This is a genomic window from Aquibium microcysteis (assembly GCF_014495845.1).
Lineage (GTDB): Bacteria > Pseudomonadota > Alphaproteobacteria > Rhizobiales > Rhizobiaceae > Aquibium > Aquibium microcysteis.
On the sequence record NZ_CP061080.1, the window covers coordinates 5,032,702 to 5,054,223 of the forward strand.

Below are 21,522 nucleotides of genomic sequence, written 5' to 3' on the forward strand. Positions count from 1 at the left end.
GGCGCCATGAGCGCGAAAGCCCTCGCCGTCGAGATCGCGCTGGCGGTCGAAGCGCCCGGCTGGCCGGACGAGGCCGAACTCGACCGTCTCGTGCGCCGCGCCGTGGAGGCGGTCGTGGCCGAGCTTGCGCTGCAATCGTCCGATCCCACCGAACTCGGCGTCACCTTCACCGACGACGCCGCGATCCGGGCGCTGAACGCGCAATGGCGGGGGCAGGACAAGCCCACCAACGTCCTGTCCTTTCCGGCCTTTCCCGAAGGCGGCGAGGCCGTTCCGCCGATGCTGGGCGACATCGTGCTCGCCCGCGAGACGATCGAACGCGAGGCCGCACTGGACGGAAAGCCCTTCGATCACCATCTGACGCATCTGGTGGCGCACGGGCTCCTTCACCTTCTCGGCTACGATCACGAGACCGACGACGAGGCGGAGGAGATGGAAGGGGCGGAGAGGCGTGTTCTCGCATCGCTTGCGATTCCCGACCCCTATGCGCTATCTGAAGATCCTGAACCAGCAACGAGACGATGAACGACACCCCGACAGCCGCCCCGACCACGCCTCCGGCCCATGACGCCGGCGCTCCGGTCGAGACGTCCGCATCCGCCGACGAAGGCCAGAGTAGTCCCGCGCCGGCCACCGAGCCCGGCACGCCCCCGCAACGCCTCCAGGCGCCCCGTCCTTCGCTGATCAGCCGCGTCCAGGGCCTGTTCCGCTTCCGCAACGGCTCGACGCTGCGCGAGGATCTCGCCGATGCGCTGGCCGGCGGCGAGGAGCACGGCGCGACCTTCTCGCCAGGCGAGCGGGCGATGCTCAACAACATCCTGCGTCTGCGCGAGGTTCGCGTCGAAGACGTGATGATTCCGCGTGCCGACATCGAGGCCATCGACATCTCCACGAAGCTCGGCGACCTGCTGACGCTGTTCGAGGAATCCGGCCATTCGCGCATGCCGGTCTATGCCGAATCCCTCGACGACCCGCGCGGCATGGTCCATATCCGGGACGTGGTCGCCCACATCACCCGCACCGCGCGCTCGCGCAGGCGCCGCAGCCTCCGCAAGGCGGCGGCCGGCGCCGAAGCCCCCGTGCCTGCGCCTGCGCCGAAGCCCGCGGGTCTCGACCTCTCCAACGTCGATCTCGACCGGACGGTGGAGGACCTGAACCTGATGCGGCCGGTGCTGTTCGTGCCGCCGTCGATGCTGGCGTCGGACCTCATGAGCCGCATGCAGGCCGGACGCATCCAGATGGCTCTGGTGATCGACGAATATGGCGGCACCGACGGACTGGTCTCGCTCGAGGACATCGTGGAGATGGTCGTCGGCGACATCGAGGACGAGCACGACGAGGACGAACCGCTGATCACCAAGGTCGGCGACGGCATCTTCATCGTCGACGCCAAGGCCGAGATCGAGGAAGTGGCGAAGGTCATCGGCGAAGGCTTCGCCGCCGGCGAGCACGGCGAGTATGTCGACACCATCGGCGGCATCATCTTCAACGCGCTCGGCCGCGTGCCGGCCAGGGGAGAAGTGGTGCAGGCGATACCCGGCTTCGAGTTCCACGTCCTCGACGCCGATCCGCGCCGCGTGAAGCGGGTGCGCATCGTCCAGGGGCGCTCCCCGGCGCGCCGCGGTCGCCCGCCCAAGGACAAGGCGGCCTGACGGCGCCGCCCGCCGCTTTCCGAAGACGGCGCCGCCGCATGCACTGATGGAGGACCGATCATGGCCAGAAACAAGCGCGTGCTGTTCACGGGCGGCGCCGGCAAGGCCGGGCGTCATGTGATTCCCTGGCTGCTCGACCGTGGCCACAGGGTCGTCAACGTCGACTTGAAGCCGCTCGATCACCCCGGCGTCGACAACCTGCGCGCCGACATCACCGATTCCGGCCAGATGTTCAACGCCATGACGTCCTATGCCGGCTTCGACGAGATGGAGCCCGGGACCGGCGTGCCGCGCTTCGACGCGGTGGTGCATTTCGCTGCCATCCCGCGGATCCTGATCGAGCCGGACAACGAGACCTTCCGCGTGAATGCCGTCGGCACCTACAACGTCATCGAGGCGGCGGTGAAGCTCGGCATCCGCAAGATCGTCATCGCGTCGTCGGAGACGACCTACGGCATCTGCTTCGCCGACGGCCGTGCCGATCCCGCCTCGCTGCCGCTCGACGAGGACTGCGACGTCGATCCAATGGACAGCTACGGCCTGTCGAAGGTGGTCAACGAACGGACCGCGCGAGCCTTCCAGAAGCGGTCCGGCTTCGACATCTACGCGCTGCGTATCGGCAACGTCATCGAACCGCACGAATATGCGACGCTGTTTCCGCGCTGGTTCGAGCGGCCCGAGACCCGCCGCCGCAACGCCTTCTGCTACATCGACGCGCGCGATCTCGGCCAGATCGTCGATCTATGCCTGGAGAAGGACGGTCTCGGCTACCAGGTGTTCAACGCCGGCAACGACACCAACGGGATGAACATCCCCACCGCGGAACTCGCCGCACGCTTCTTCCCCGGCGTGCCGGTGACCCGCCCGATGGGCGAGAACGAGGCGCTGTTCTCCAACCGCAAGATTCGGCAGGTGCTCGGGTTCGCCGAACGGCACGACTGGCGCCGATACGTCGCCGGCTGATCGCGTCGGCGTCGTGCGGGAGGCGGGTGGCCTCCGGCTCCCTTCGTCGTCATTCTTCGCGAGACAGCGCCGTCCGGATGCCCCGCGCCGGCCACGCGGGCCTGCCGGACGTCGCAGCTTCGGTGCTCTCGGGGCCGAATCCGACTAAGGCTTGGGCGTGACGATCCCGTCGTGATTCGGCTTCGAAAGGATTCCATGCAAAGCCTTGCCGCCAGAATCATTCTGCTCTGGGGTTGGAGGCGGTCGCTCGTCGCGTTCCTCGCGGGGGCGCTCGCCGTGCTGTCGCAGGCGCCCTACGATTTCTTTCCCGTCTGTCTCGTCTCCTTCCCGGTCCTCGTCTGGCTTCTCGACGGCGCCTCGGGCGAGCGGGGCGACGGTCTGCTCCGACGGTACGCCACCGTCTTCGGCATCGGCTGGTGGTTCGGTTTCGGCTACTTTCTGTTCGGCCTGTGGTGGGTCGGACAGGCACTGCTCGTGGACGCCGATTCGTTCGCCTGGGCGCTTCCGCTGGCGATGCTCGGCCTGCCCGCGGGCCTCGCCGTCTTCTATGGAGTGGCCTGCGCCGTTGCGCGATCGTGCTGGTCGGACGGGGTGGGACGAATTGTCGCACTTGGCTGCGGTTTCGGACTCGCCGAGTGGTTGCGCGCGACCGTCCTCACGGGCTTCCCCTGGAACGCCATCGGCTACGCCGCCATGCCGATCCCTCTGCTGATGCAGTCGGCCCATCTCGTCGGCCTCTTCGGGATCAATGCGCTCGCCGTCTTCGTCTTCGCTGCGCCAGCCGTCCTGGGGTCAGGCCGGCACCGCCGCGTTACCCTGTCTGCCGCCGCTCTCCTGGCCGCTGCCCATGCCGGCTACGGCGCCTGGACGCTTGCAACTCCCGACGAAAACACGCGGGGGTTGTCGATTCGGATCGTCCAACCGTCGGTACCCCAAGGCGGCAAGTGGGACCCCGCCATGCGGGACGAAATCCTCGCGCGACTGATCGATTTGTCCAGACGTCCTACGACCAAGGGCGGAACGCCGGAATTGATCGTCTGGCCGGAGACCGCCTTGCCCTTTCTCCTGACCGAGCGGCCCGATGCGCTCGCCGCGATCGGTGCGATGCTTTCCGAGGGCCAGTTGCTGGTGCTCGGCGCGGTGCGGTCCGAGACGGGAAGCGCGGAGGGCGAGCCCATCCGGTATTACAACGCAACGGTTGCGATCGACGACCGTGGCGAAATCGTCGACGCGATCGACAAGGTACATCTTGTACCGTTCGGCGAATACTTGCCGTTCGAATGGCTCTTTCGGCGGGTCGGACTACGTGCGGTTGCGGATACAGTTGGCGGATTCTCGTCTGGCGTGCAGAGGCGAACGCTCCTGCTGACCTCCGGCATCAAGGCCGATCCGATGATCTGCTACGAGGTGATCTTTCCCGGTGAGGTTGCACTCCCGGAGGCGGACCTCATTCTCAACCTGACCAACGACGCGTGGTTCGGGAACACCCCGGGACCCTACCAGCACTTCCGCCAGGCGCAGCTGCGGGCGGTCGAGGCGGGGCTGCCGCTGGTGCGCAGCGCCAACAATGGCATATCCGGATTCGTCGACCGGAAAGGGCGGGTTATCGATGCCTTCGCCCTCGACGCGATCGGGGCCCTCGATGTGGAACTTCAAATACCTGTCGAGAAAACTCACATTTCTGTGGCGCCTAAAATGATTGGCGTTTTAACAATGTTGCTGCTTGCAATCATCGCGTGTGGTATGACCGTCCTCGCGAGGCTACGTTCCAGCTGAGACGGCGGCCGTTTACGCGCAGGCGAGACGCGCCGTCGTCATCCCGCACCCGCAGCGTTAAGGGGCGAGGGTGGGGGAGAGGAACGGAACCAATCATCGAGCGCCCGTTTCGAGTGGCGAGGAAATCATGACCGAAAACAAGAAAAAACCGAACCCGATCGACATCCACGTAGGCAGCCGCGTCCGCCTGCGCCGCAACATGCTTGGCATGAGCCAGGAAAAACTGGGGGAGAGCCTGGGCATCACGTTCCAGCAGATCCAGAAGTACGAGAAGGGGACGAACCGCGTCGGCGCCAGCCGCCTCCAGGCGATCGCCACGATCCTGGGCGTGCCCGTTTCCTTCTTCTTCGAGGATGCGCCGGATATGCCGTCCGCCGCTGCCGGCGGCTTCCGCGAGGACAACGCCACGTCCTACGTGGTCGACTTCCTCAACAGCGCGGAAGGCCTGCAGCTCAATCGCGCCTTCGTCAGGATTGCCGACGCCAAGGTCCGCCGCCGCGTCGTCGACCTCGTCAAGGCGCTGGCCGACGACGAGAGCTGAGCCGGAGCGCGGCCCGCCGATCCTCCGTTCCCGCGTGTCGGGCGGCCGCCGCCGGTGGGGCAACCGGCGGCGCGAACCTGCCGCTTGACGCGCCTCCGGCCGCTTCGGTAACAAGGGCGCGCGCGAAGCGGCGATCGTGTCGTTTCGCGTTTTTCTTGAGGGGACACCCGTGGCGCGGCAGAACTATCTGTTTACCAGCGAATCCGTTTCGGAAGGCCATCCCGACAAGGTCTGCGACCGCATCTCCGACGAGATCGTCGATCTCGTCTACCGCGAGACGCGCAAGGTCTCGGCCGAAGACGCCGCCCGCTACGCCGCGGTGGCGGTCTCCGATCCCTGGAAGGTGCGCGTGGCCTGCGAGACGCTCGCCACCACCAACCGTGTCGTCATCGCCGGCGAGGTGCGCGTGCCGCACACGCTTCTGAAGAAGGACAAGGACGGCAACGTCCTCATCGACAAGTCCGGCGCCCCGGTGGTCAATCCTGCCAAATTCAAGTCGGTGGCCCGCAAGGCGATCCGCGCGATCGGCTACGAGCAGGACGGCTTTCACTGGAAGACGGCCAGGATCGACGTCCTGCTGCACGGCCAGTCCCCCGACATCGGCCAGGGTGTCGACAACGCCGCCGACCGGCAGGGCGAGGAAGGTGCCGGCGACCAGGGCATCATGTTCGGCTATGCCTGCCGCGAGACGCCCGACCTGATGCCGGCGCCGATCTACTACAGCCACAAGATCCTCGAACTGCTGGCCGCCGCCCGCCACAAGGGCGAAGGCGAGGCCGGGCGGCTCGGCCCGGACGCCAAGAGCCAGGTCACGGTGAAGTATGTCGACGGCAAGGCCGCCGAGGTGACCCAGATCGTGCTCTCCACCCAGCACATGGACGCGTCCTGGACGTCGGCCAAGGTGCGCGAGGTGGTCGAGCCCTATATCCGCGAGGCCCTCGGCGACCTGCCGGTCGCGGCCGACTGCAACTGGTACATCAACCCCACCGGCAAGTTCGTCATCGGCGGTCCGGACGGCGATGCGGGCCTCACCGGGCGCAAGATCATCGTCGACACCTATGGCGGGGCCGCCCCGCATGGCGGCGGCGCCTTCTCGGGCAAGGACACCACCAAGGTCGACCGCTCGGCCGCCTATGCCGCGCGCTACCTCGCCAAGAACGTCGTCGCGGCCAAGCTCGCCGACCGCTGCACCATCCAGCTCTCCTACGCCATCGGCGTCGCGCAGCCGCTGTCCGTCTATGTGGACCTGCACGGCACGGGCAAGGTGGACGAGGCTGCGGTCGAGAACGCGCTGCGCAAGGTGATGGACCTGTCGCCCTCGGGCATCCGCAGGCATCTCGACCTGAACAAGCCGATCTATGCGCGGACGTCCTCTTACGGCCATTTCGGCCGCAAGGCCGGCCGCGACGGCGGCTTCTCCTGGGAGCGCACCGACCTCGTGAAGGCAATCAAGGAGGCCGTCGCGGCCTGATCGCGGCGGCCCCGGCGGGCCCATCATGTCTGACGATCGCCCCTCGCGGGCCACGGAAGCCTTTTTCGGACGCCGGCGCGGCAAGCCGCTGCGACCGCGCCAGTCCGCGGCCATGGACGAGACGCGGCCGGCCTTCGCCGTCGACCTGACGCAGCCCGCGCCGTCCGACCTGCGCAGCCTGTTTGCGGCGCCGGTCGAGGATGTCCGCGTCGAGATCGGCTTCGGCGGCGGCGAGCATCTGCTGCACGAGTGCGCCCGCTTTCCCGCGACGGGCTTCATCGGGGTGGAGCCCTTCGTGGCGGGCATGGCGAAGTTCGTCATGGCGCTGGCCGAGACGGCGCCTCGCAACATCCGCATTCATGACGACGACGCCACGCAGCTTCTCGACTGGCTGCCCGATGCGAGCCTCGCCGGCATCGACCTGTTCTATCCCGATCCCTGGCCGAAGAAGCGGCACTGGAAGCGGCGCTTCGTGAACCGGGCCAATCTCGATCGCTTTGCCCGCGTGCTGCGGCCGGGCGGCCGCTTCCGCTTCGCGTCCGACATCGAGCACTACGTCAACTGGACCCTGCTCGCCTGCCGCGCCCACGGCGCTTTCGACTGGCAGGCTGCGTCCGCCGACGACTGGCGCACACCCTACGAGGCCTGGCCCGGCACCCGCTACGAGGCCAAGGCGCTGCGCGAGGGCCGCACCCCGGCCTACCTGACCTTCCTGAGAGCCTGAGCAGCAGCGCTCCGTGGCACGGCAGCACCGCGCCGCCGCGCGGACGAACCCGCGTCATACCAGCGGTCTTTTCGATTGACCCACGGCGCTGCCCCTCATCCGCCTGCCGGCACCTTCGCCCCGCAAGCGGGGAGAAGGGTGCACGGCCGCGACATCGGCACCAGGTAGGCGACCTTTGCGACCGGCGAAGCCGTCGGTGACAGCGTTCTTCTCCCCGTGTTACGGGGAGAAGGTGCCGGCAGGCGGATGAGGGGCGGCGCGAGGGTCGAAGGTAAAGCCCAGTCGTATCACTGGATGTCGAGCAGCCGCTCCAGATACTGGCGCTCGAGATCCGGGCTGAGCGCGTCGCCCAGCCGCTTGCGGATCGCCTCCAGGATCTCGCGGGCGCGCTGCACGTCGATCTCGTCCGGCACCTGCACCGACTCGCCGAAATCCGGACCCGTGGTCGCCTTCGGCCGGCCGAGCGGGTCGCGCTCGGAGCTCTGCTGCCGGCCGCCCTCGCCGGAGCCGCCCTGGTCGCCCTGCTGGGCCTGCTGCATCTGCTGCATCATGTCCTGCGCGCCGCGGCGCAGCGCCTCCAGAGCACGGCCCTGCTCGCCGACGGCCCGCTCGCCCTGCGCCTGGCCGAGCGCGCTGCCGGCCTCGCCCATGGCGTCGCCCGCCTCGCCGAAACCCTCGCCGGGCTCGATGCCCATGCCGCGCAGGCCTTCCATCAGCTGTTCGAGCTGGCCCTGCAGCTGTCCCTGCCCTTCCTGGAGCTGCCGCAGCGCCTCCGCGAATTCCTGCGGGCTCATGCCCTGGCCCTGGCCGGGCTGCTGGCCTTGCCCGGGCTGCTGGCCCTGGCCCTGCTCGCCACGCTGTTCGCCGCGGTTTTGCCCGCGCTGGCGCTGGCCGCGCTGCATCTGGTCGAGCCGGTGCGTCTCGTTCATCATCTCCTGCTGGCGCCGCATCAGCTCGCCGAGCTGGTCCATCTGCTGGCGCATCTCGCTCTGCTGGCCGCCCTGCTGCTGCTGTTGCTGGCGGCCGGCCTGCAGGTTGTTCATCATGTCCTGCAGTTGCGACAGCAGCTGCTGCGCCTGGTCGCGCATGCCCGACTTCGCCATCTCCTCGATCTGGTCGAGCATGCGGTCGATGTCGCTCTGGCGCAGTTCCTGGCCGTCCATCGGCATCTGCTGCATGGCCATGTTCGGATCGCGCGCGGCGCGCTCGGCGAATTCGCGCAGGAACTCCTGCATCGCCTCGCGCAGCTCCGCCATCAGCCGTTCGATCTCCTCGTCGGACGCGCCGTTCTCGATGGCGTTCTTCAACGCCTCCTGCGCGGCCCGCAGGCGCTTCTCGGCATCCGAGAGGTCGCCTTCCTCGATGCCGAGTGCGATTTCCCACAGATAGTCCACCACCCCGCGCAGCTGCTCGTCGCTCTCGGCCTGCGCGAGCCGGCTGCGGGCGCTGCGGATCGCCAGATAGTGGCTCATGTTGGTGAAGGTGTCTTCGGGCCGGATGGTGATGGCGTCCATCAGGTCGAGCACGCGCGGCTTGCGGTTGGCGTCGAGCGCCAGCACCCGCCGCTGCTCGACGACCGCGCGGGCGAGCGGGTTCGAGAACGGCCGCTCCGGGAGCTTCAGCCGCTTCTCCTCGCTGAACGCCTCCTGGCCGGCGGCGTCCACCGCGGCGAGCCGGAGCCCCGTGTCGACGCCCGCCCAGGGATGTTCGGTCAGGTCCTGCGAGGTCCTGGCCTCGCGCGCATTGCGCCGCGGCAGCGACAGGCCCATCTCGGGTGCCGGATAGAGCGGCCGCGCGTCGGGGGCGGGATCGTCGCGCCTTTCGATGACGGCGCGCGCGGAGGCGGCGCCGTAGTCGTCCTCGATCGTGTAGGCGAGTTCCAGCGTGCCGTTGACGGCGCGCTTCGGCTCGTCGGCAAAGGCGATGACGGGCGGGTTGTCGGGGGTGACCGAGAAGGTCCAGCCGCCGAGTTCGGACTCGCCCGACCTCAGCACCAGCGCGCCATTACCGTCAAGCGTGTGCGCGAACTGGCGGGTGCCGGCCGGCCGCAGCGGCGCGGCGCCCGCTTGCTCGGTGGTCGCCGCCACGGTTCCTTCCGGATCGATCGCGGCGGCCACGCCGTCCTCACCGGTGAAGGTGAGCGCCTCGTCGCCATGACCACCGGTGACGCGCAGCGACACCGCGCTGCCCTCGGGAACGGAGAAGGCGGTCTGGTCGCGGTTGGCCTCGGCGGTCAGGAAGATCGGCGCCCGGCCGGTATAGGCCGGCGGCGTCACCCAGGCGTCGATGCGCACCGGCGGCACGTCGCTTGCGGCATGCGAACGGAAGCCGTCCGAAACGCTGCCGCCATAGGGGCTCGACGAGAAGGCGAAGGCAACGACCAGGAGCAGCGGCACGACCGCACGCAGTCCCCACGGATCGCGCTCCGGAACGCGGGCGCGCGGCATGTCGGACGCGAGGTGCCCGAGCTTTGCGGCCATCCGCCGCTGGTGCTCGCGCCACAGCGCGCCGGAGAAGGCGTCATCCGCGCCGACGAGCCGGTCGGTCTGGGTGGAGACCGGCGCATGCTGGAGCGTGTTGGCGGTCTCGATGCGGCGGTCGACCTGCCGGTCCGTGGGCAGCCGGAAGAACCGCAGCGGATAGAGTGCGGCCAGCGCGGCCAGCCCGAAGGCGGAGAGCGCGCCGAGGCGCACGGTGTCCGGAAGCAGTCGGAACAGGCCGAACCAGGAGGCGGCGAGGAAGAGCCCCGCGACCAGCAGGACCGGCAGAACCAGCGGCCAGAGCCGCTCGGCGACCATCGCCAGCCGGGTCGCGAAGCGGGTTCCCGCCAGTCGTTCCAGTCTGCCCGGTCCGGATGCCGCCATGTCTCAATCCCGATGCTGGCCCGATCCGCGCGGCTGCGCGACGATCACGGTATCCGACGCAGGATAGCGGAAAAGCAGGCGAAGGCGAGGCGATCAACCAAATCGTGATCGCATCGAAATTCAGGATTGACGAGCGGTCAGTCCAGCCAGTCCGGGATCGAATCCAGCCCGATCAGTTCCTCGTAGGTCGGCCGGGGTCGCACGACGTGGAAGCGATCGCCGTTGACCAGCACTTCGGGCACCAGCAGGCGGGTGTTGTAGGTGCCCGCCTGCACGGCGCCATAGGCGCCGGCGGTGCCGACCGACAAGAGGTCGCCGCGCGACAGGCGCGGCAGTTCGCGGTCGTGGCCGAGATAGTCGCCGGTCTCGCAGACCGGGCCGACGATGTCTGCCGTGATGCGCGGCCCGCCTTCGGCGCCGATCACCACCGGCTTGATGGTGTGGAAGGCGTCGTAGAGCGTCGGGCGGATCAGGTCGTTCATCGCCGCGTCGACGATGACGAAGTTCTTGGCGTCGCCCTCCTTGAGGTAGACGACCGAGGTGACCAGGATGCCGGCATTGCCGACGAGAAGCCGGCCCGGCTCGAAGATCGCCTTCAGCCCGAGCTTTTCCATGTGCTTGCGCACGATGGCGGCATAGGCCTGCGGGTCGGGCGGCGGGTTGTTGTCCTCGCGATAGGGAATGCCGAGACCGCCGCCGAGATCGACATGCTCGATGGCATGCCCGTCCGCACGCAGCGTCTCGGTGAGTTCCGCCAGAAGCAGGAAGGCGTCGTCGAAGGGCTGCAGCTCGGTGATCTGGCTGCCGATGTGCATGTCGATGCCGACGGCGCGCAGGCCCGGAAGCTCGGCGGCACGGCGGTAGACGGCGCGCGCGCGCTGCCAGGCGATGCCGAACTTGTTCTCGGCCTTGCCGGTGGAGATCTTGCGGTGCGTCTTCGCGTCGACGTCGGGATTGATGCGCAGCGACACCGGCGCCGTCCTGCCCGCCGCGACTGCGCGGGCGGACAAGAGTTCGAGCTCGGGTTCGGACTCGACGTTGAAGCAGTGGATGCCGGCGGCGAGCGCGAAGTCCATCTCCGCCGCCGTCTTGCCGACGCCTGAGAACACGATCTTCGATGCCGGGATGCCGGCGGCGAGCGCCCGGCGCAGTTCGCCTTCCGACACCACGTCGGCGCCGGCGCCCTCGGCGGCGAGCGTCTTCAGCACCGCCTGGTTCGAGTTCGCCTTCATGGCGTAGCAGACCAGCGCGTCCATGCCGGCGAAGGCCTGCGAGAAGACGCGGAAATGGCGCACCAGGGTGGCCGTGGAATAGCAGTAGAAGGGCGTGCCGACCGCCCGGGCGATCTCGGGTACGGACACGTCCTCGGCGAAGAGCACGCCGTCGCGGTACTGGAAATGGTTCACGTCGCTTTACCGGAATGGACCGCCCGCGTCGGTGCGGGATTGGTCAGAGGAGGCCATCGAGGATGAAGGGCTTGTCCTCGACCGGTTTTTCCGGCTCGGCCGGCACGGTTCCGCCCATCTTCTGGCGGTCGGCGCGCATGTCGCGCGCGGCCTGGGACGGCGAGATCGGATCGCCGCGCCGGCCGCAGCCCGACAGGACGGATCCGGCGCTCACCAGGAGGACCAGCAGGACGGCAAACTTGCGGACGCTCATTGAAATCCCCGTTCTCTGAGGCATGTCTTTAGCGGAGTTTTCCGCGTCTTGCACCCGTTTCCGTCACGCCTTCGCAAGCCGCCTGCGCCAGGCGCGGATCTGCCGGCGAACCTCTGCCGGCGCCGTGCCGCCGAAGGACGTGCGGCTGCGCACCGACTTCTGCACCGTCAGCACGGAGAACACGTCGTCGGTGATGCCGGGATGGATCGAGCGGAGATCCTCCAGCGACAGCTTCTCCAGCGCCACCTTGCGGTCCTCCGCCATCGCCACCGCGCGGCCCGTCACGTGGTGCGCCTCGCGGAAGGGCAGGCCGAGCACCCGCACCAGCCAGTCGGCGAGGTCGGTCGCCGTGGAATAGCCGGAGCCGGCGGCCTTCTTCATCGCCTCGGCGTTGATCGTCATGTCGGCCATCATGCCGGTCATGGCGGCGAGCATCAGGTCGAGCGATTCGGCGGCGTCGAACACCGCTTCCTTGTCTTCCTGCATGTCCTTGGAATAGGCGAGCGGCAGGCCCTTCATGACGGTGAGCAGGCCGATCAGGTGGCCGTTGACGCGGCCCGTCTTGGCGCGGATCAGCTCGGCCGCATCCGGGTTCTTCTTCTGCGGCATGATCGAGGAGCCGGTTGAGAACTGGTCCGAAAGCCGCACGAAGCCGAACTGCGGCGTCGACCAGATGACGATCTCCTCGGCCAGCCGCGACAGATGGATGCCGCAGATCGACGCGACGGAGAGGAACTCCAGCGCGAAATCGCGGTCGGACACGCTGTCGATGGAATTGCGCGTCGGCTCGCGGAAGCCGAGGGCTGCCGCCGTCATGTGGCGGTCGATCGGGAAGCCGGTGCCGGCGAGCGCCGCGGCACCGAGCGGGCTCTCGTCCATGCGCTCGATCGCGTCGTTCACCCGCGACAGGTCGCGCGAGAACATCTCGACATAGGCCATGCAGTGATGGCCGAAGGTGACGGGCTGGGCGCTCTGGAGATGGGTGAAGCCGGGCATCACCGTTGCGGAATGCTCCTCTGCGCGGTCGAGGAAGACGCCGATCAGCCGCTTCAGCGCCTGCGCGGTGCGCTGCGCCTCCTCCTTGACCCAGAGGCGGAAGTCGACCGCCACCTGGTCGTTGCGCGAGCGGGCGGTGTGCAACCGCCCGGCGGCCGGGCCGATCAGCGCGGCCAGCCTTGCCTCCACGTTCATGTGGATGTCTTCCAGCCGGGTGGAGAAGGCGAAGCTGCCGTCCTCGATCTCTCGCAGGATCGTGTTCAGGCCGTGAGCGATCGCCTTTTGATCCTCGGCCGAAATTATGCCTTTCTCCGCCAGCATCTCGCTGTGCGCGATCGATCCGCGGATATCCTGGGAATAGAGCTTCCTGTCGAAGCCGATCGAGGCGTTGATCGCTTCCATGACCGCGGCCGGACCCGAGGCAAAACGTCCGCCCCACATCTGGTTGCTGGTCTTTTCATCGCTCATGGTGGTAACCGGACGCTGGAGTAGAAGAATGGCACCCAAGAACATGCACCTGCCGGCGTCGCGTCTGATCGCTCTGGCCGCGGCCGCGGGCATTCTCGTCGGAGCGCTCGCCGTATACGTGACGAACGGCGCCGATGGCAACAATGGCGAATCCGAGGTCGCCGCCGCGGAGGCCGCGACGTGCCAGGCGCGCCAGGAAGCGGCCGACGCCGTCGGCGCGGCCGCGAGCGGCGAAGTGGCTGCCATGATGGCGGCCAGTCCTCCGCAGTCGCTGTCGGACCTCGCCTTCAACGGTCCCGACGGCCAGCCGATGACGCTGCGCGACCTGTCGGGCAGGACGGTGCTGATGAACCTGTGGGCCACCTGGTGCGCGCCCTGCCGCGCCGAGATGCCGGCGCTCGACGCGCTGCAGAAGGAGATGGGCGGCGCGGATTTCGAGGTCGTGGCGGTCAATGTCGACACCGGCGACGACACCAAGCCGAAGGCGTTCCTCGCCGAGATCGAGGTGGCGGCGCTGGGCTACTACCGGGACAGCACGCTGCGGCTCTTCAACGATCTGAAGAAGCGCGGGCTGGCGCTCGGCCTGCCGGTGACGCTGCTGATCGACGGCGACGGCTGCCTGCTCGCCAACATGAACGGCCCCGCCGAATGGCACAGCGAGGATGCCAGGCGTCTGATCGAGGCGGTGCCGGCCGTCGGCCGGGCGGACGGGGCGTAACGCGCGGTCACCAATCGTGACGCCATCGACCGGCCAGTTCGACTAGGTTCCGCAACCGGACCGCGCAGCGATTCGTCGCGCGGCGAGACGAGTTCGGAGAATGCGATGCCTGACCGCGAGAAGGATACCGGCCGCCGCGACGCGACGGGCGAGGGCGTCGCCGCCGGTCGCAAGGCCGACAGGCGCGACCGTCAGGGCCAGGCCGACGGCTCGCCCTTCCACGGCGCGCTGCATTCAGATCCGCCGCATGATCCCTTCCGCCGCCTGTTTGCGGGATCGAGCCTGAAGTTCGAGTTCTGACGGACGCCTCCGGTTCCGGTCCGGCGCTTTGCCTGCGGCGCCCGGCGGAACGAGCGGCGCGTGCCCGCGCGGGCTTTCGGAGCCTGAGCGCCGTTTGCGGCAGCCCTGCGTTCCGGACAAAGCTGCAATGCACGCGGACGACCGGATCGAAGCCCGTTCACGGTTGATTGTCATGCTGCAATGCACAATATGCGCAACCGCAAGGGTCGACGACTCGGGGAGGACGAACCGAGACTGTTTGACGAATGGGTACTGCAGAGCGCTTGTTTCCCCCGCCGGCGGGCGACGTCCGGGAACTGACGGCAACCGATCTCGCGCTTTTCCGCGATCACCTGCTCAGGCTGAGCCCCGCCAGCCGCCACGACCGCTTCAACGGCTTCACCGATGACGCCTTCCTGGCCTCCTACGCCGCACGGTGCTTTTCGGGCGGCGCGGTGGTGCTTGCCTATGTCGTCGACGGCGTCGTTCGCGGTGCGGCCGAACTGCATGATTGCCGGCCGGGCAGCCATGCAGCCGCCGAGATCGCCTTCAGCGTCGAGGACGGGCTGCAGCAGCGCGGCGTCGGCGCCACGCTCTTCGCCAGCCTGATCGCGCGCGCCCGCGCGGCGGGCTGCCGGGTGCTGCACGTGACGACGCATGCGCAGAACGTCGCGATGAAGGCGCTCGCGCGCAAGTTCGGCGCGACGCTCTGCTTCGCCAGCATCGACGCTGCCGGGGTGATCGATCTTTCGGGTGCGCTGCCGCCGGCCGCGCAGATCATGGTCGAGGCGCTGGCGAGGCCGGACCTGTCGGCAGAGCGCGGCGCTGCGGGGCTGGCGCGCCGCTGAGATCGTGCCGCCGGCCGGGCGAAGGCAGACAGCGAAAGGCCCGGCGCATGACCGGGCCTTTCCATTCATACGGGACCGACGCTCAGGCGGCCTTGCGGCCGAGCGGGCTGAGCTTCTCGAACTCGCCGCGGATCTGCTCGACACCGGCCGACATGGTCTGGGTCGCGGTCTCGGCGGCCTTGCGCAGGCGGTCGGCATTGGCCGCCGCGGCGGTCTGGACATAGTCCGTCTGCGCCTTGAAGGCCTCGGCGGGCGTCGCGGCCGTCAGCATCCTCTCGAAGGCGTCGAGCGCCAGATCGGCATTCGCGAAGCCGGCCTCGGCCATCTGGCGGGCGGCGCCGGCAAAGGCCATGCCGGCCTCGCCCGCGATCTTCTCGGCGTTGCCCGCCGTCTCGCCGAAAGCCTTGCGGGCACTGTCGACGTGCTCGCGCGTCGTGGCGATGCCCTTGAGCGCGATGTCGCGGCCGCTGGATTGAAAGCCGAAGCGTGCCTGAAGCTCCTCGAAGCCCTTGGCGAAGGGGGCGAAGACGTCGGGCATCTCGGGAGTGGCGGTCTTGCTGGACTTGGCAGTCATGTCGGGTTCTCCATTCTCGTTTCGAAGCCATGGTGCGCCCCGTCCGCTCGGCCCGGGGCATGACCGACATATAGGAACGAATATTGTGCAGTGCAACATAGACGAATGGTGCATTGCACATCGAGGGGCTTTCCTCCGCTCCGCAAGTCAGGACCACCGACCGACGATCGCGCAACGCAATCGCCGGACCATCGTTGCGGGGACTGGCGCCCGTCGCCCGGCGGCCCGATATCAGGGCGGTCGACCGATCCAACCGGAGCCGATCCATGGCAGCGACAGACGAGAGGCACGGCGCAGCACCAGGCCCGGCCGCGATGACGCCCGAGGATGCGGCCAAGCAGGCCTCGCTCGACCGCGTCAAGGCGGTGGCCACCGGCGCGCTGGTGGCCTGCATCGCGGTCTATGCCGTGGCGACGATCTTCAAGGGCGACTATCCGGTGCTGGCCTTCGTGGCCGCCTTCGCCGAGGCGGCCGCCATCGGCGGCATCGCCGACTGGTATGCGGTGGTGGCGCTGTTTCGCCGGCCGCTCGGCCTGCCGATCCCGCACACGGCGATCATCCCCGCCAACCAGGCCCGCATCGCCGACAATCTCGGCCGCTTCATCGAGGTCAACTTCCTGGCCGCCGGCCCGGTGCGCGAGAAGCTGCGCGAGGTGGATTTCGCCGCGCTGGTGGCCGACTGGCTGTCGGAGCCGCGCCGCGCGGCCGGCCTGTCCGGCTTCGTCGTGAGGCTGGTGCCGCAGGCGCTGAAGGCGATCGGCGATTCGGGCCTCAGGGACTTCGCCGGCCAGCGCTTTGCCGAGCAGATGGACAAGGTGAAGATCGCGCCGCTCGCGGCCGACCTGCTCTCCTCCTTCACGCATGACCGGCGCCACCAGCGGCTGTTCGACGAGCTGATCCGCACCCTGGGCAAGCTCCTCAACGACGAGCAGGCGCTGGCCATGATGCGCGACCGGATCCGCGACGAGCTGCCCTCGCTCGCCCGCTTCTTCCGCGCCGACGCCTATCTGCTGAAGCGGATCGTCTCCTCGGCCGGATCACTGCTGGAGGAGGTGCGGGCCGACCCCGACCACCCGCTGCGGGCGGAGTTCGACGGCTTCGTCGCCGGCTTCATCGACAAGCTGCGCGCCTCGCCCGACTATGCCGAGCGGGCCGAGACGCTGAAGCGCGACTTCCTCGCCCGCCCCGAACTGGCGACCATGATCGCCAACATGTGGGAGAGCGTCGGCGCCTTCGTGGAGCAGGACGCGCGGTCGCCCGATTCGGCGATCCGCACTCACCTGGCCGGCCTGTTCGTCGACATCGGCCGCCAGCTCGCGGAGGATCCCCGAGTGCGCGCCGACATGAACCAGGGCTTCGTCGTGGCGCTCGCCGCCTTCGTCGAACGCCAGAAGAGCGGCGTCTCGGCCTTCATCGCCGACCAGGTCAAGAGCTGGGACCTCGGCCAGCTGACCCGGCTGATCGAACTCAATGTCGGCCGCGACCTGCAGTACATCCGCTTCAACGGCATGATCATCGGCGGCATCGCCGGGCTTCTGCTGCACACCGGCAGCGTGCTGATCCTTGGCGAGTGACGCAGGCCGCACGGCCCTGCTTGTCCGCCGGGCGAAACACACTACTCTCTTCCGCAACCGGACAGGACGAGCCGGACCAGCGAGAGGAACATCATGGCCAGGAAACCGGAAGCCGATCACTTCGTCGACATGTTCGCCAGCCTCGGACGCGACCTGAAGATGCCGCAGGTCGACGTCGACCGCATTCTCGACCACCACCGCAAGAACCTCGAGGCGCTGGAAAAGGCCTCGCGCTCGGCCGCCAGCGGCGCCACCGACGTCTTCGCAAGGCAGCGCGAGATCCTCGAGCAGACGCTCAGCGACGTGCGCGACATGGCTGCGAAGATGGTGGTGCCCGGCACGCCGAAGGAACTGATGGACCGCCAGGCCGAGCTCGCCAGGCGCTCGTTCGAGACGGCGGTGAAGAACGCGTCCGACATCGGCGAGGTGATCAGCCGGTCCTCCACCGAAGCCATCGAGATCCTGCGCGGCCGCATCAAGGACGCGATGGAGGAGATGCAGAAGGGGATCATCCGGAAGTAGCCGCTCGTCCGGCAGGCAGGCGCGGCGGTCCTCCCGGCGCGGCGGTCCGCCGCGCGTCCCGCCGTTCAGCGGTCGTGCATGCCCTTGCCGGCGAGGATCCGCGGCGCCGCCTTCTCGATGCGCGACCTGCGCGTGGCCGGCTGTTTCGGCTGCGCGAAATGCAGGATCCAGCCGCGCCGCCGGCCGGGCGTCAGGGCCTCGAAGGCCTGCTTGAGCGTGGCGTCCACTTCGAGGATGGCGACGAGTTCGGGCGGCGGGGCGAGGTCGTCCTTCGGCAGTTCGACCTTGCGGCCGGCCTTCTCCAGGTCGATCGCTTCCCCGACATAGTCGCGGATCACGCCCTCCAGCTGCCGGATCTCGGCGAGGCTGGTGAAATTCAGGGTCCGCGAGGAGCGCGAATTCTCGCCCGGCGCGACGAGGATGCCCCTGGGGTCCTGCAGCAGCACGCCCTTGAAGAAGCCGAGCCGGCACTCCTCCTTGAACCCCCAGAGCAGCGCGACGTTGGCGCCGCCCGCGGTGTAGCAGGGCGACCGCCATTTCCATTCTTCGGTCAGGCCGGCACCGAGCAGGATCGCCCGCAGCGCCGCGAGCTCCGCGCGCCACCGGGGCGCATCCGCGAAGAAGTCTTCGATGCGGGGGTCGGGCTGGGCCATGGACTTCTCCTCGGCAATGGCGTCCCGGAGAGTTTGCCGCAGCCTCCCGGCGCGGTCCACTGTCGGAGCGAAGGGCCGCCTTTCGGTTTTTCTGCGCGGAACACTGGGGCGATGGGCCAACCATTCGGCGGCAGCGCCCTGCGACACCCCCCTCTGCCTGTCGGCATCTCCCCCTCAAGGGGGGAGATCGGCCATGGCGGCGGCGGCGCTCCTTCCACGTCGGGTGGCGTCGCGCAGCGACGACGGAGGGGGGAAGGGGCGGCGGACGACGGCAGGGGCGGCGGCGCCACGGGCCTCGTCGTGGACCGGATCGCGGGCATGTCCGGCGAGGCATGGATCCCGGATACGTCGTCCTTCGCTGCGCTCGGACGTCGTTCCGGGATTGTTTGAGCCGAACGGGGTAGTGTTGGATGAGGCTGCGGGCTCGAACACCCGCAGCCTCGGCGGCAGGCGACCGTTTCCGGGATCGGGCCGACACCCGACGTCATCAAGGCTCCCTGCCGCCTTTGCACCACCGCTTGGAGAGTTGATCGGGCCCCTGACGCGCCGTCACGCCCGCAAACAATCCGAAGCCCGCAAAGGATAGCACCCTCATGGCCTTTCTGCACCACCCGCCCGCCTGCTGCCTCGGCGTCGATGTCGCCAAGGACAGTCTCACCGTCAGCAACGGCCGCCAGGCCGCCGCGACCATCGACAACAGCCGATCCGCCATTCGCGCCATGCTCAAGAAAGCCCGGCCCGACCTCGTCGTCTGCGAGCCTACCGGCGGCTACGAACTGCTGCTTCTGGAGGAATGCCTCAAGGCCGGAATCGCCTGCCACCGTGCCGACACCCTGAAGCTCAAGAGCTTCATCCGCTCCTTTGGCACGCTCGGCAAGAGCGATGCCATCGACGCCGCCCAAATGGCCGCCTATGCGCGCGAGCGCTGGGCCAAGCTGTCTTTGTGGCAGGCGCAAGACGCCGACGAGAGGCAGTTGCAGGTCCTGGTGCGGCGTAGGGCCGACCTCGTCGCCTTCAGGGTCGCCGAGCGCAACCGCTCCAGGGCGCCCGGCGCCAAGGCACTCGCAGCCTCCTTCAAGGCCATGCTGGCCGCCATCGAGCAACAGATCGACAAGCTCGACGCGGCGATCGCCGCCCTCGTCGCACGCAGCCAGAGCCTGCGCCAACGCATCGCCGTGTGCACCGCCATGAACGGCATCGGCCTCACATGCGCCGCAACCCTCATCGCCCAGATGCCCGAACTCGGCTCCCTCCAGCGCAGGCAGGCCGCCGCCCTGGCCGGGACAGCTCCCCACCCCAACGAGAGCGGAACCGCAACCGGCCGGCGGCGGCAACGCGGCGGCAGGCCGCAGATCAGAACAGCCCTGTTCATGCCGGCACTGCGCGCAGCCGCCGGCAGAGGCGAGTTCGCATCCTTCTACAAACGCCTCGTCGACAACGGAAAACGCCCCATCGTCGCAATCGCCGCAGTCATGCGAAAGATCATCGTCACCCTCAATGCAAGGCTCAGAGACGCACAATCGGCTCAGAGTTGATGACGAAGGCGGAGGGTGCCAAGCCGGGCGAGGCAGGCCTGTGGGGTTACCGTCTCGGGGCGGCGGGATCCCCCCCTCCGCCTCGCTGCGCTCGGCACCTCCCCCCACTGCGTGGGGTGGAGGATGGGCGTCGGCGCTTGGGGCGCTCTGTCCTCCACCCCACGAAGTGGGGGCGGAGGTGGCGTCGCGAAGCGACGACGGAGGGGGGGCACGACGGTGGAGGATGCGGAGGCGACGGTGAAGCGGGGGCGGCGGAAGGACGGCGGCGCGGAATAAGGCGGAGACGGCGGAGATGGTGGAGGCGACAGGGACGTCGGCGACGCTGGCGGCAGGCCTCGTTGTGCACCGGATCGCGGGCATGGACGGCGCGGCATGGATCCCGGATACGGCGTCCTGCGCTGCGCTCGGACGTCGTTCCGGGATGACGAAGGAGGGGGGAGCGCCGACGGCCGGCGGCGGGCACGGCCGGCCGATTGGACGGCGATGACCGGCGGCGCGTGTCTCGTCGTGGACCGGATCGCGGGGACGGATGGCGAGGCATGGATCCCGGACACGGCGTCCTTCGCTGCGCTCGGACGTCGTTCGGGGATGACGAAGGAGGAGGGTGCCAAGCCGGGCGAGGCTGCCCTGTAAGGACCCTATCGGCCGCCACGGCCCGACGGCGGGTCGTCCGCTATGGATAGCGGGCGAAGACGTCCGTGGTGCCGTCGCGCCGGATGAGCAGGACGTCGTAGGGGTCGGCGTCCGGGCCGGGCTCGCCCATGCCGGGAGAGCCGTAGGGCATGTCGGGCACCGACAGGCCGATCGCGTCCGGGCGCTCCGAAAGCAGGCGGCGGACTTCGCGGGCCGGCACGTGGCCCTCGATCACGTAGCCCTCGACGAAGGCGGTGTGGCAGGAGGTCTGGCCGGGCCTCAGGCCCGCCTCGGCCTTGCGGCTCATCAGCGCCGCCATCGGCAGGTCGCGGGCCGAAACGTCGAAGCCGTTCCCGGCCATGTACTCGACCCAGGCATGACAGCAGCCGCAGCTCGCCGTCTTCAGCACCTCGATGGGGCCGGCGGCCTGCGCGGCGCCGGCGGCGAGCATCCCCAGCGCGAAGGCCGCGCCGCGCAGGGAGAAGGATCGGTTTTTCGTCATGGTCCGGCTCCTATCGGAAGAAGACGTATTTCACGAGGGCGGCGATCACGAGCACAACGATCAGCAGCATCGCGAGCCCGCCGATCCCCATGCCCCACAGGCCGCCGCCCGACATCATGTCGTTCATCATCGTGGTTCCTCCTTATGGTGGCAGTCGCCCACCGGGGCGAGCACGGCTTCGCCCGACAGCCCGTCGATGATCGGGCAGTCGGGGCGGTCGTCGCCGTGGCAGTTGGCGACGAGGTGGCGCAGCATGTCGCGCAGGCCGGCGAGTTCGGCGAGCTTGCGGTCGATCTCGGCGAGCTTGGCCTGCGCGATGGCCTTCACGTCGGCGCTCTCGCGCTGCTTGTCGTCGTAGAGCGACAGCAGCTGGCGGCATTCCTCGACCGAGAAGCCGAGGCTGCGCGAGCGCTGCAGGAAGCGCAGCTTGTGGATGTCGGCGGCGGAATAGTCGCGGTAGCCGTTGCCGGTGCGGTCGGGCTTGAGCAGCCCGATCTCCTCGTAGTAGCGGATCGTCTTGGCCGGCAGGCCGGAGCGATCCGCGGCGGTTCCGATGTTCATGGCGTCGTT

Annotated in this window: 21 protein-coding genes; 13 read left to right on the top strand and 8 right to left on the bottom strand. The window is 68.7% G+C overall.

Features of this window, described 5'->3' with window-relative positions; translation table 11 throughout:
* The first annotated feature begins 6 nt into the window (after positions 1 to 6).
* The 7 genes from ybeY to trmB all read left to right on the top strand — a co-directional run bounded on the left by ybeY (position 7) and on the right by trmB (position 7,127).
* On the top strand, positions 7 to 525 hold the full coding sequence (gene ybeY / locus IAI54_RS23760; RefSeq protein ID WP_187969528.1) for an rRNA maturation RNase YbeY: 519 nt from the start codon (positions 7 to 9) through the stop codon (positions 523 to 525).
* Positions 522 to 1,652 carry a hemolysin family protein gene (locus IAI54_RS23765; RefSeq protein WP_187969529.1) on the top strand — a complete coding sequence of 377 codons (1,131 nt, stop codon included), beginning with the start codon at positions 522 to 524 and terminating at the stop codon, positions 1,650 to 1,652. The genes ybeY and IAI54_RS23765 overlap by 4 nt, the downstream gene beginning before the upstream one ends.
* 60 nt (positions 1,653 to 1,712) lie before the next feature.
* Complete coding sequence (locus IAI54_RS23770) at positions 1,713 to 2,615, top strand: NAD-dependent epimerase/dehydratase family protein (protein WP_187969530.1); 903 nt, start codon at positions 1,713 to 1,715, stop codon at positions 2,613 to 2,615.
* Between the two features lie 195 nt (positions 2,616 to 2,810).
* Positions 2,811 to 4,391: an apolipoprotein N-acyltransferase gene (lnt, locus tag IAI54_RS23775; protein ID WP_187969531.1), complete on the top strand. Its 1,581-nt coding sequence runs from the start codon at positions 2,811 to 2,813 to the stop codon at positions 4,389 to 4,391.
* A gap of 127 nt (positions 4,392 to 4,518) precedes the next feature.
* Positions 4,519 to 4,932 carry a helix-turn-helix domain-containing protein gene (locus IAI54_RS23780; protein ID WP_187969532.1) on the top strand — a complete coding sequence of 138 codons (414 nt, stop codon included), beginning with the start codon at positions 4,519 to 4,521 and terminating at the stop codon, positions 4,930 to 4,932.
* Between the two features lie 169 nt (positions 4,933 to 5,101).
* Positions 5,102 to 6,403, top strand: a complete 1,302-nt coding sequence (gene metK / locus IAI54_RS23785; protein ID WP_187969533.1) for a methionine adenosyltransferase — start codon at positions 5,102 to 5,104, stop codon at positions 6,401 to 6,403.
* 25 nt (positions 6,404 to 6,428) lie between these two features.
* Positions 6,429 to 7,127, top strand: a complete 699-nt coding sequence (trmB, locus tag IAI54_RS23790; protein WP_187969534.1) for a tRNA (guanine(46)-N(7))-methyltransferase TrmB — start codon at positions 6,429 to 6,431, stop codon at positions 7,125 to 7,127.
* 287 nt (positions 7,128 to 7,414) lie between these two features.
* On the opposite strand, the gene IAI54_RS23795 is transcribed toward trmB, so the two are convergent.
* The 4 genes from IAI54_RS23795 to argH form a co-directional block, all read right to left on the bottom strand.
* On the bottom strand, positions 7,415 to 9,991 hold the full coding sequence (locus tag IAI54_RS23795; protein WP_187969535.1) for a TIGR02302 family protein: 2,577 nt from the start codon (positions 9,989 to 9,991) through the stop codon (positions 7,415 to 7,417).
* Between the two features lie 137 nt (positions 9,992 to 10,128).
* A complete protein-coding gene (gene lysA, locus IAI54_RS23800) occupies positions 10,129 to 11,397 on the bottom strand; it encodes a diaminopimelate decarboxylase (RefSeq protein ID WP_187969536.1) in 1,269 nt (422 codons plus the stop codon).
* A 43-nt stretch (positions 11,398 to 11,440) separates the two neighbouring features.
* Entirely contained in the window at positions 11,441 to 11,650 is a 210-nt protein-coding gene (locus IAI54_RS23805) for a lipoprotein (RefSeq protein ID WP_235679162.1), read from the bottom strand.
* A 63-nt stretch (positions 11,651 to 11,713) separates the two neighbouring features.
* Positions 11,714 to 13,114, bottom strand: a complete 1,401-nt coding sequence (argH, locus tag IAI54_RS23810) for an argininosuccinate lyase (RefSeq protein WP_187969538.1) — start codon at positions 13,112 to 13,114, stop codon at positions 11,714 to 11,716.
* A gap of 28 nt (positions 13,115 to 13,142) precedes the next feature.
* On the opposite strand from argH, the gene tlpA reads away from it, so the two are divergent.
* The 3 genes from tlpA (at position 13,143) to IAI54_RS23825 (ending at position 14,959) form a co-directional block, all read left to right on the top strand.
* A complete protein-coding gene (gene tlpA, locus IAI54_RS23815) occupies positions 13,143 to 13,832 on the top strand; it encodes a thiol:disulfide interchange protein TlpA (RefSeq protein ID WP_187969539.1) in 690 nt (229 codons plus the stop codon).
* 105 nt (positions 13,833 to 13,937) lie between these two features.
* Positions 13,938 to 14,132 (top strand): hypothetical protein, encoded by a 195-nt coding sequence (locus IAI54_RS23820; protein WP_187969540.1) that lies wholly within the window; start codon positions 13,938 to 13,940, stop codon positions 14,130 to 14,132.
* Positions 14,133 to 14,377: 245 nt separating this feature from the next.
* Positions 14,378 to 14,959, top strand: coding sequence for a GNAT family N-acetyltransferase (locus tag IAI54_RS23825; RefSeq protein WP_210321168.1), 582 nt, complete (start codon positions 14,378 to 14,380; stop codon positions 14,957 to 14,959).
* Positions 14,960 to 15,041: 82 nt separating this feature from the next.
* Here the strand turns inward: IAI54_RS23825 and IAI54_RS23830 are convergent, their stop codons facing one another.
* Entirely contained in the window at positions 15,042 to 15,533 is a 492-nt protein-coding gene (locus tag IAI54_RS23830; protein ID WP_187969542.1) for a hypothetical protein, read from the bottom strand.
* 266 nt (positions 15,534 to 15,799) lie between these two features.
* On the opposite strand from IAI54_RS23830, the gene IAI54_RS23835 reads away from it, so the two are divergent.
* Both IAI54_RS23835 and IAI54_RS23840 read left to right on the top strand, forming a co-directional pair.
* Entirely contained in the window at positions 15,800 to 17,107 is a 1,308-nt protein-coding gene (locus IAI54_RS23835; RefSeq protein ID WP_420838249.1) for a DUF445 domain-containing protein, read from the top strand.
* Positions 17,108 to 17,200: 93 nt separating this feature from the next.
* Positions 17,201 to 17,629, top strand: coding sequence for a phasin family protein (locus tag IAI54_RS23840; RefSeq protein ID WP_187969543.1), 429 nt, complete (start codon positions 17,201 to 17,203; stop codon positions 17,627 to 17,629).
* A gap of 65 nt (positions 17,630 to 17,694) precedes the next feature.
* Here the strand turns inward: IAI54_RS23840 and IAI54_RS23845 are convergent, their stop codons facing one another.
* Positions 17,695 to 18,282: a YdeI/OmpD-associated family protein gene (locus IAI54_RS23845; protein WP_187969544.1), complete on the bottom strand. Its 588-nt coding sequence runs from the start codon at positions 18,280 to 18,282 to the stop codon at positions 17,695 to 17,697.
* A 593-nt stretch (positions 18,283 to 18,875) separates the two neighbouring features.
* On the opposite strand from IAI54_RS23845, the gene IAI54_RS23850 reads away from it, so the two are divergent.
* Positions 18,876 to 19,817 (top strand): IS110 family RNA-guided transposase, encoded by a 942-nt coding sequence (locus IAI54_RS23850; RefSeq protein ID WP_187968756.1) that lies wholly within the window; start codon positions 18,876 to 18,878, stop codon positions 19,815 to 19,817.
* 673 nt (positions 19,818 to 20,490) lie between these two features.
* On the opposite strand, the gene IAI54_RS23855 is transcribed toward IAI54_RS23850, so the two are convergent.
* Both IAI54_RS23855 and cueR read right to left on the bottom strand, forming a co-directional pair.
* Positions 20,491 to 20,952, bottom strand: coding sequence for a DUF411 domain-containing protein (locus IAI54_RS23855; RefSeq protein WP_187969545.1), 462 nt, complete (start codon positions 20,950 to 20,952; stop codon positions 20,491 to 20,493).
* A 126-nt stretch (positions 20,953 to 21,078) separates the two neighbouring features.
* Complete coding sequence (gene cueR, locus IAI54_RS23860) at positions 21,079 to 21,513, bottom strand: Cu(I)-responsive transcriptional regulator (RefSeq protein ID WP_187969546.1); 435 nt, start codon at positions 21,511 to 21,513, stop codon at positions 21,079 to 21,081.
* Positions 21,514 to 21,522 lie beyond the last annotated feature (9 nt).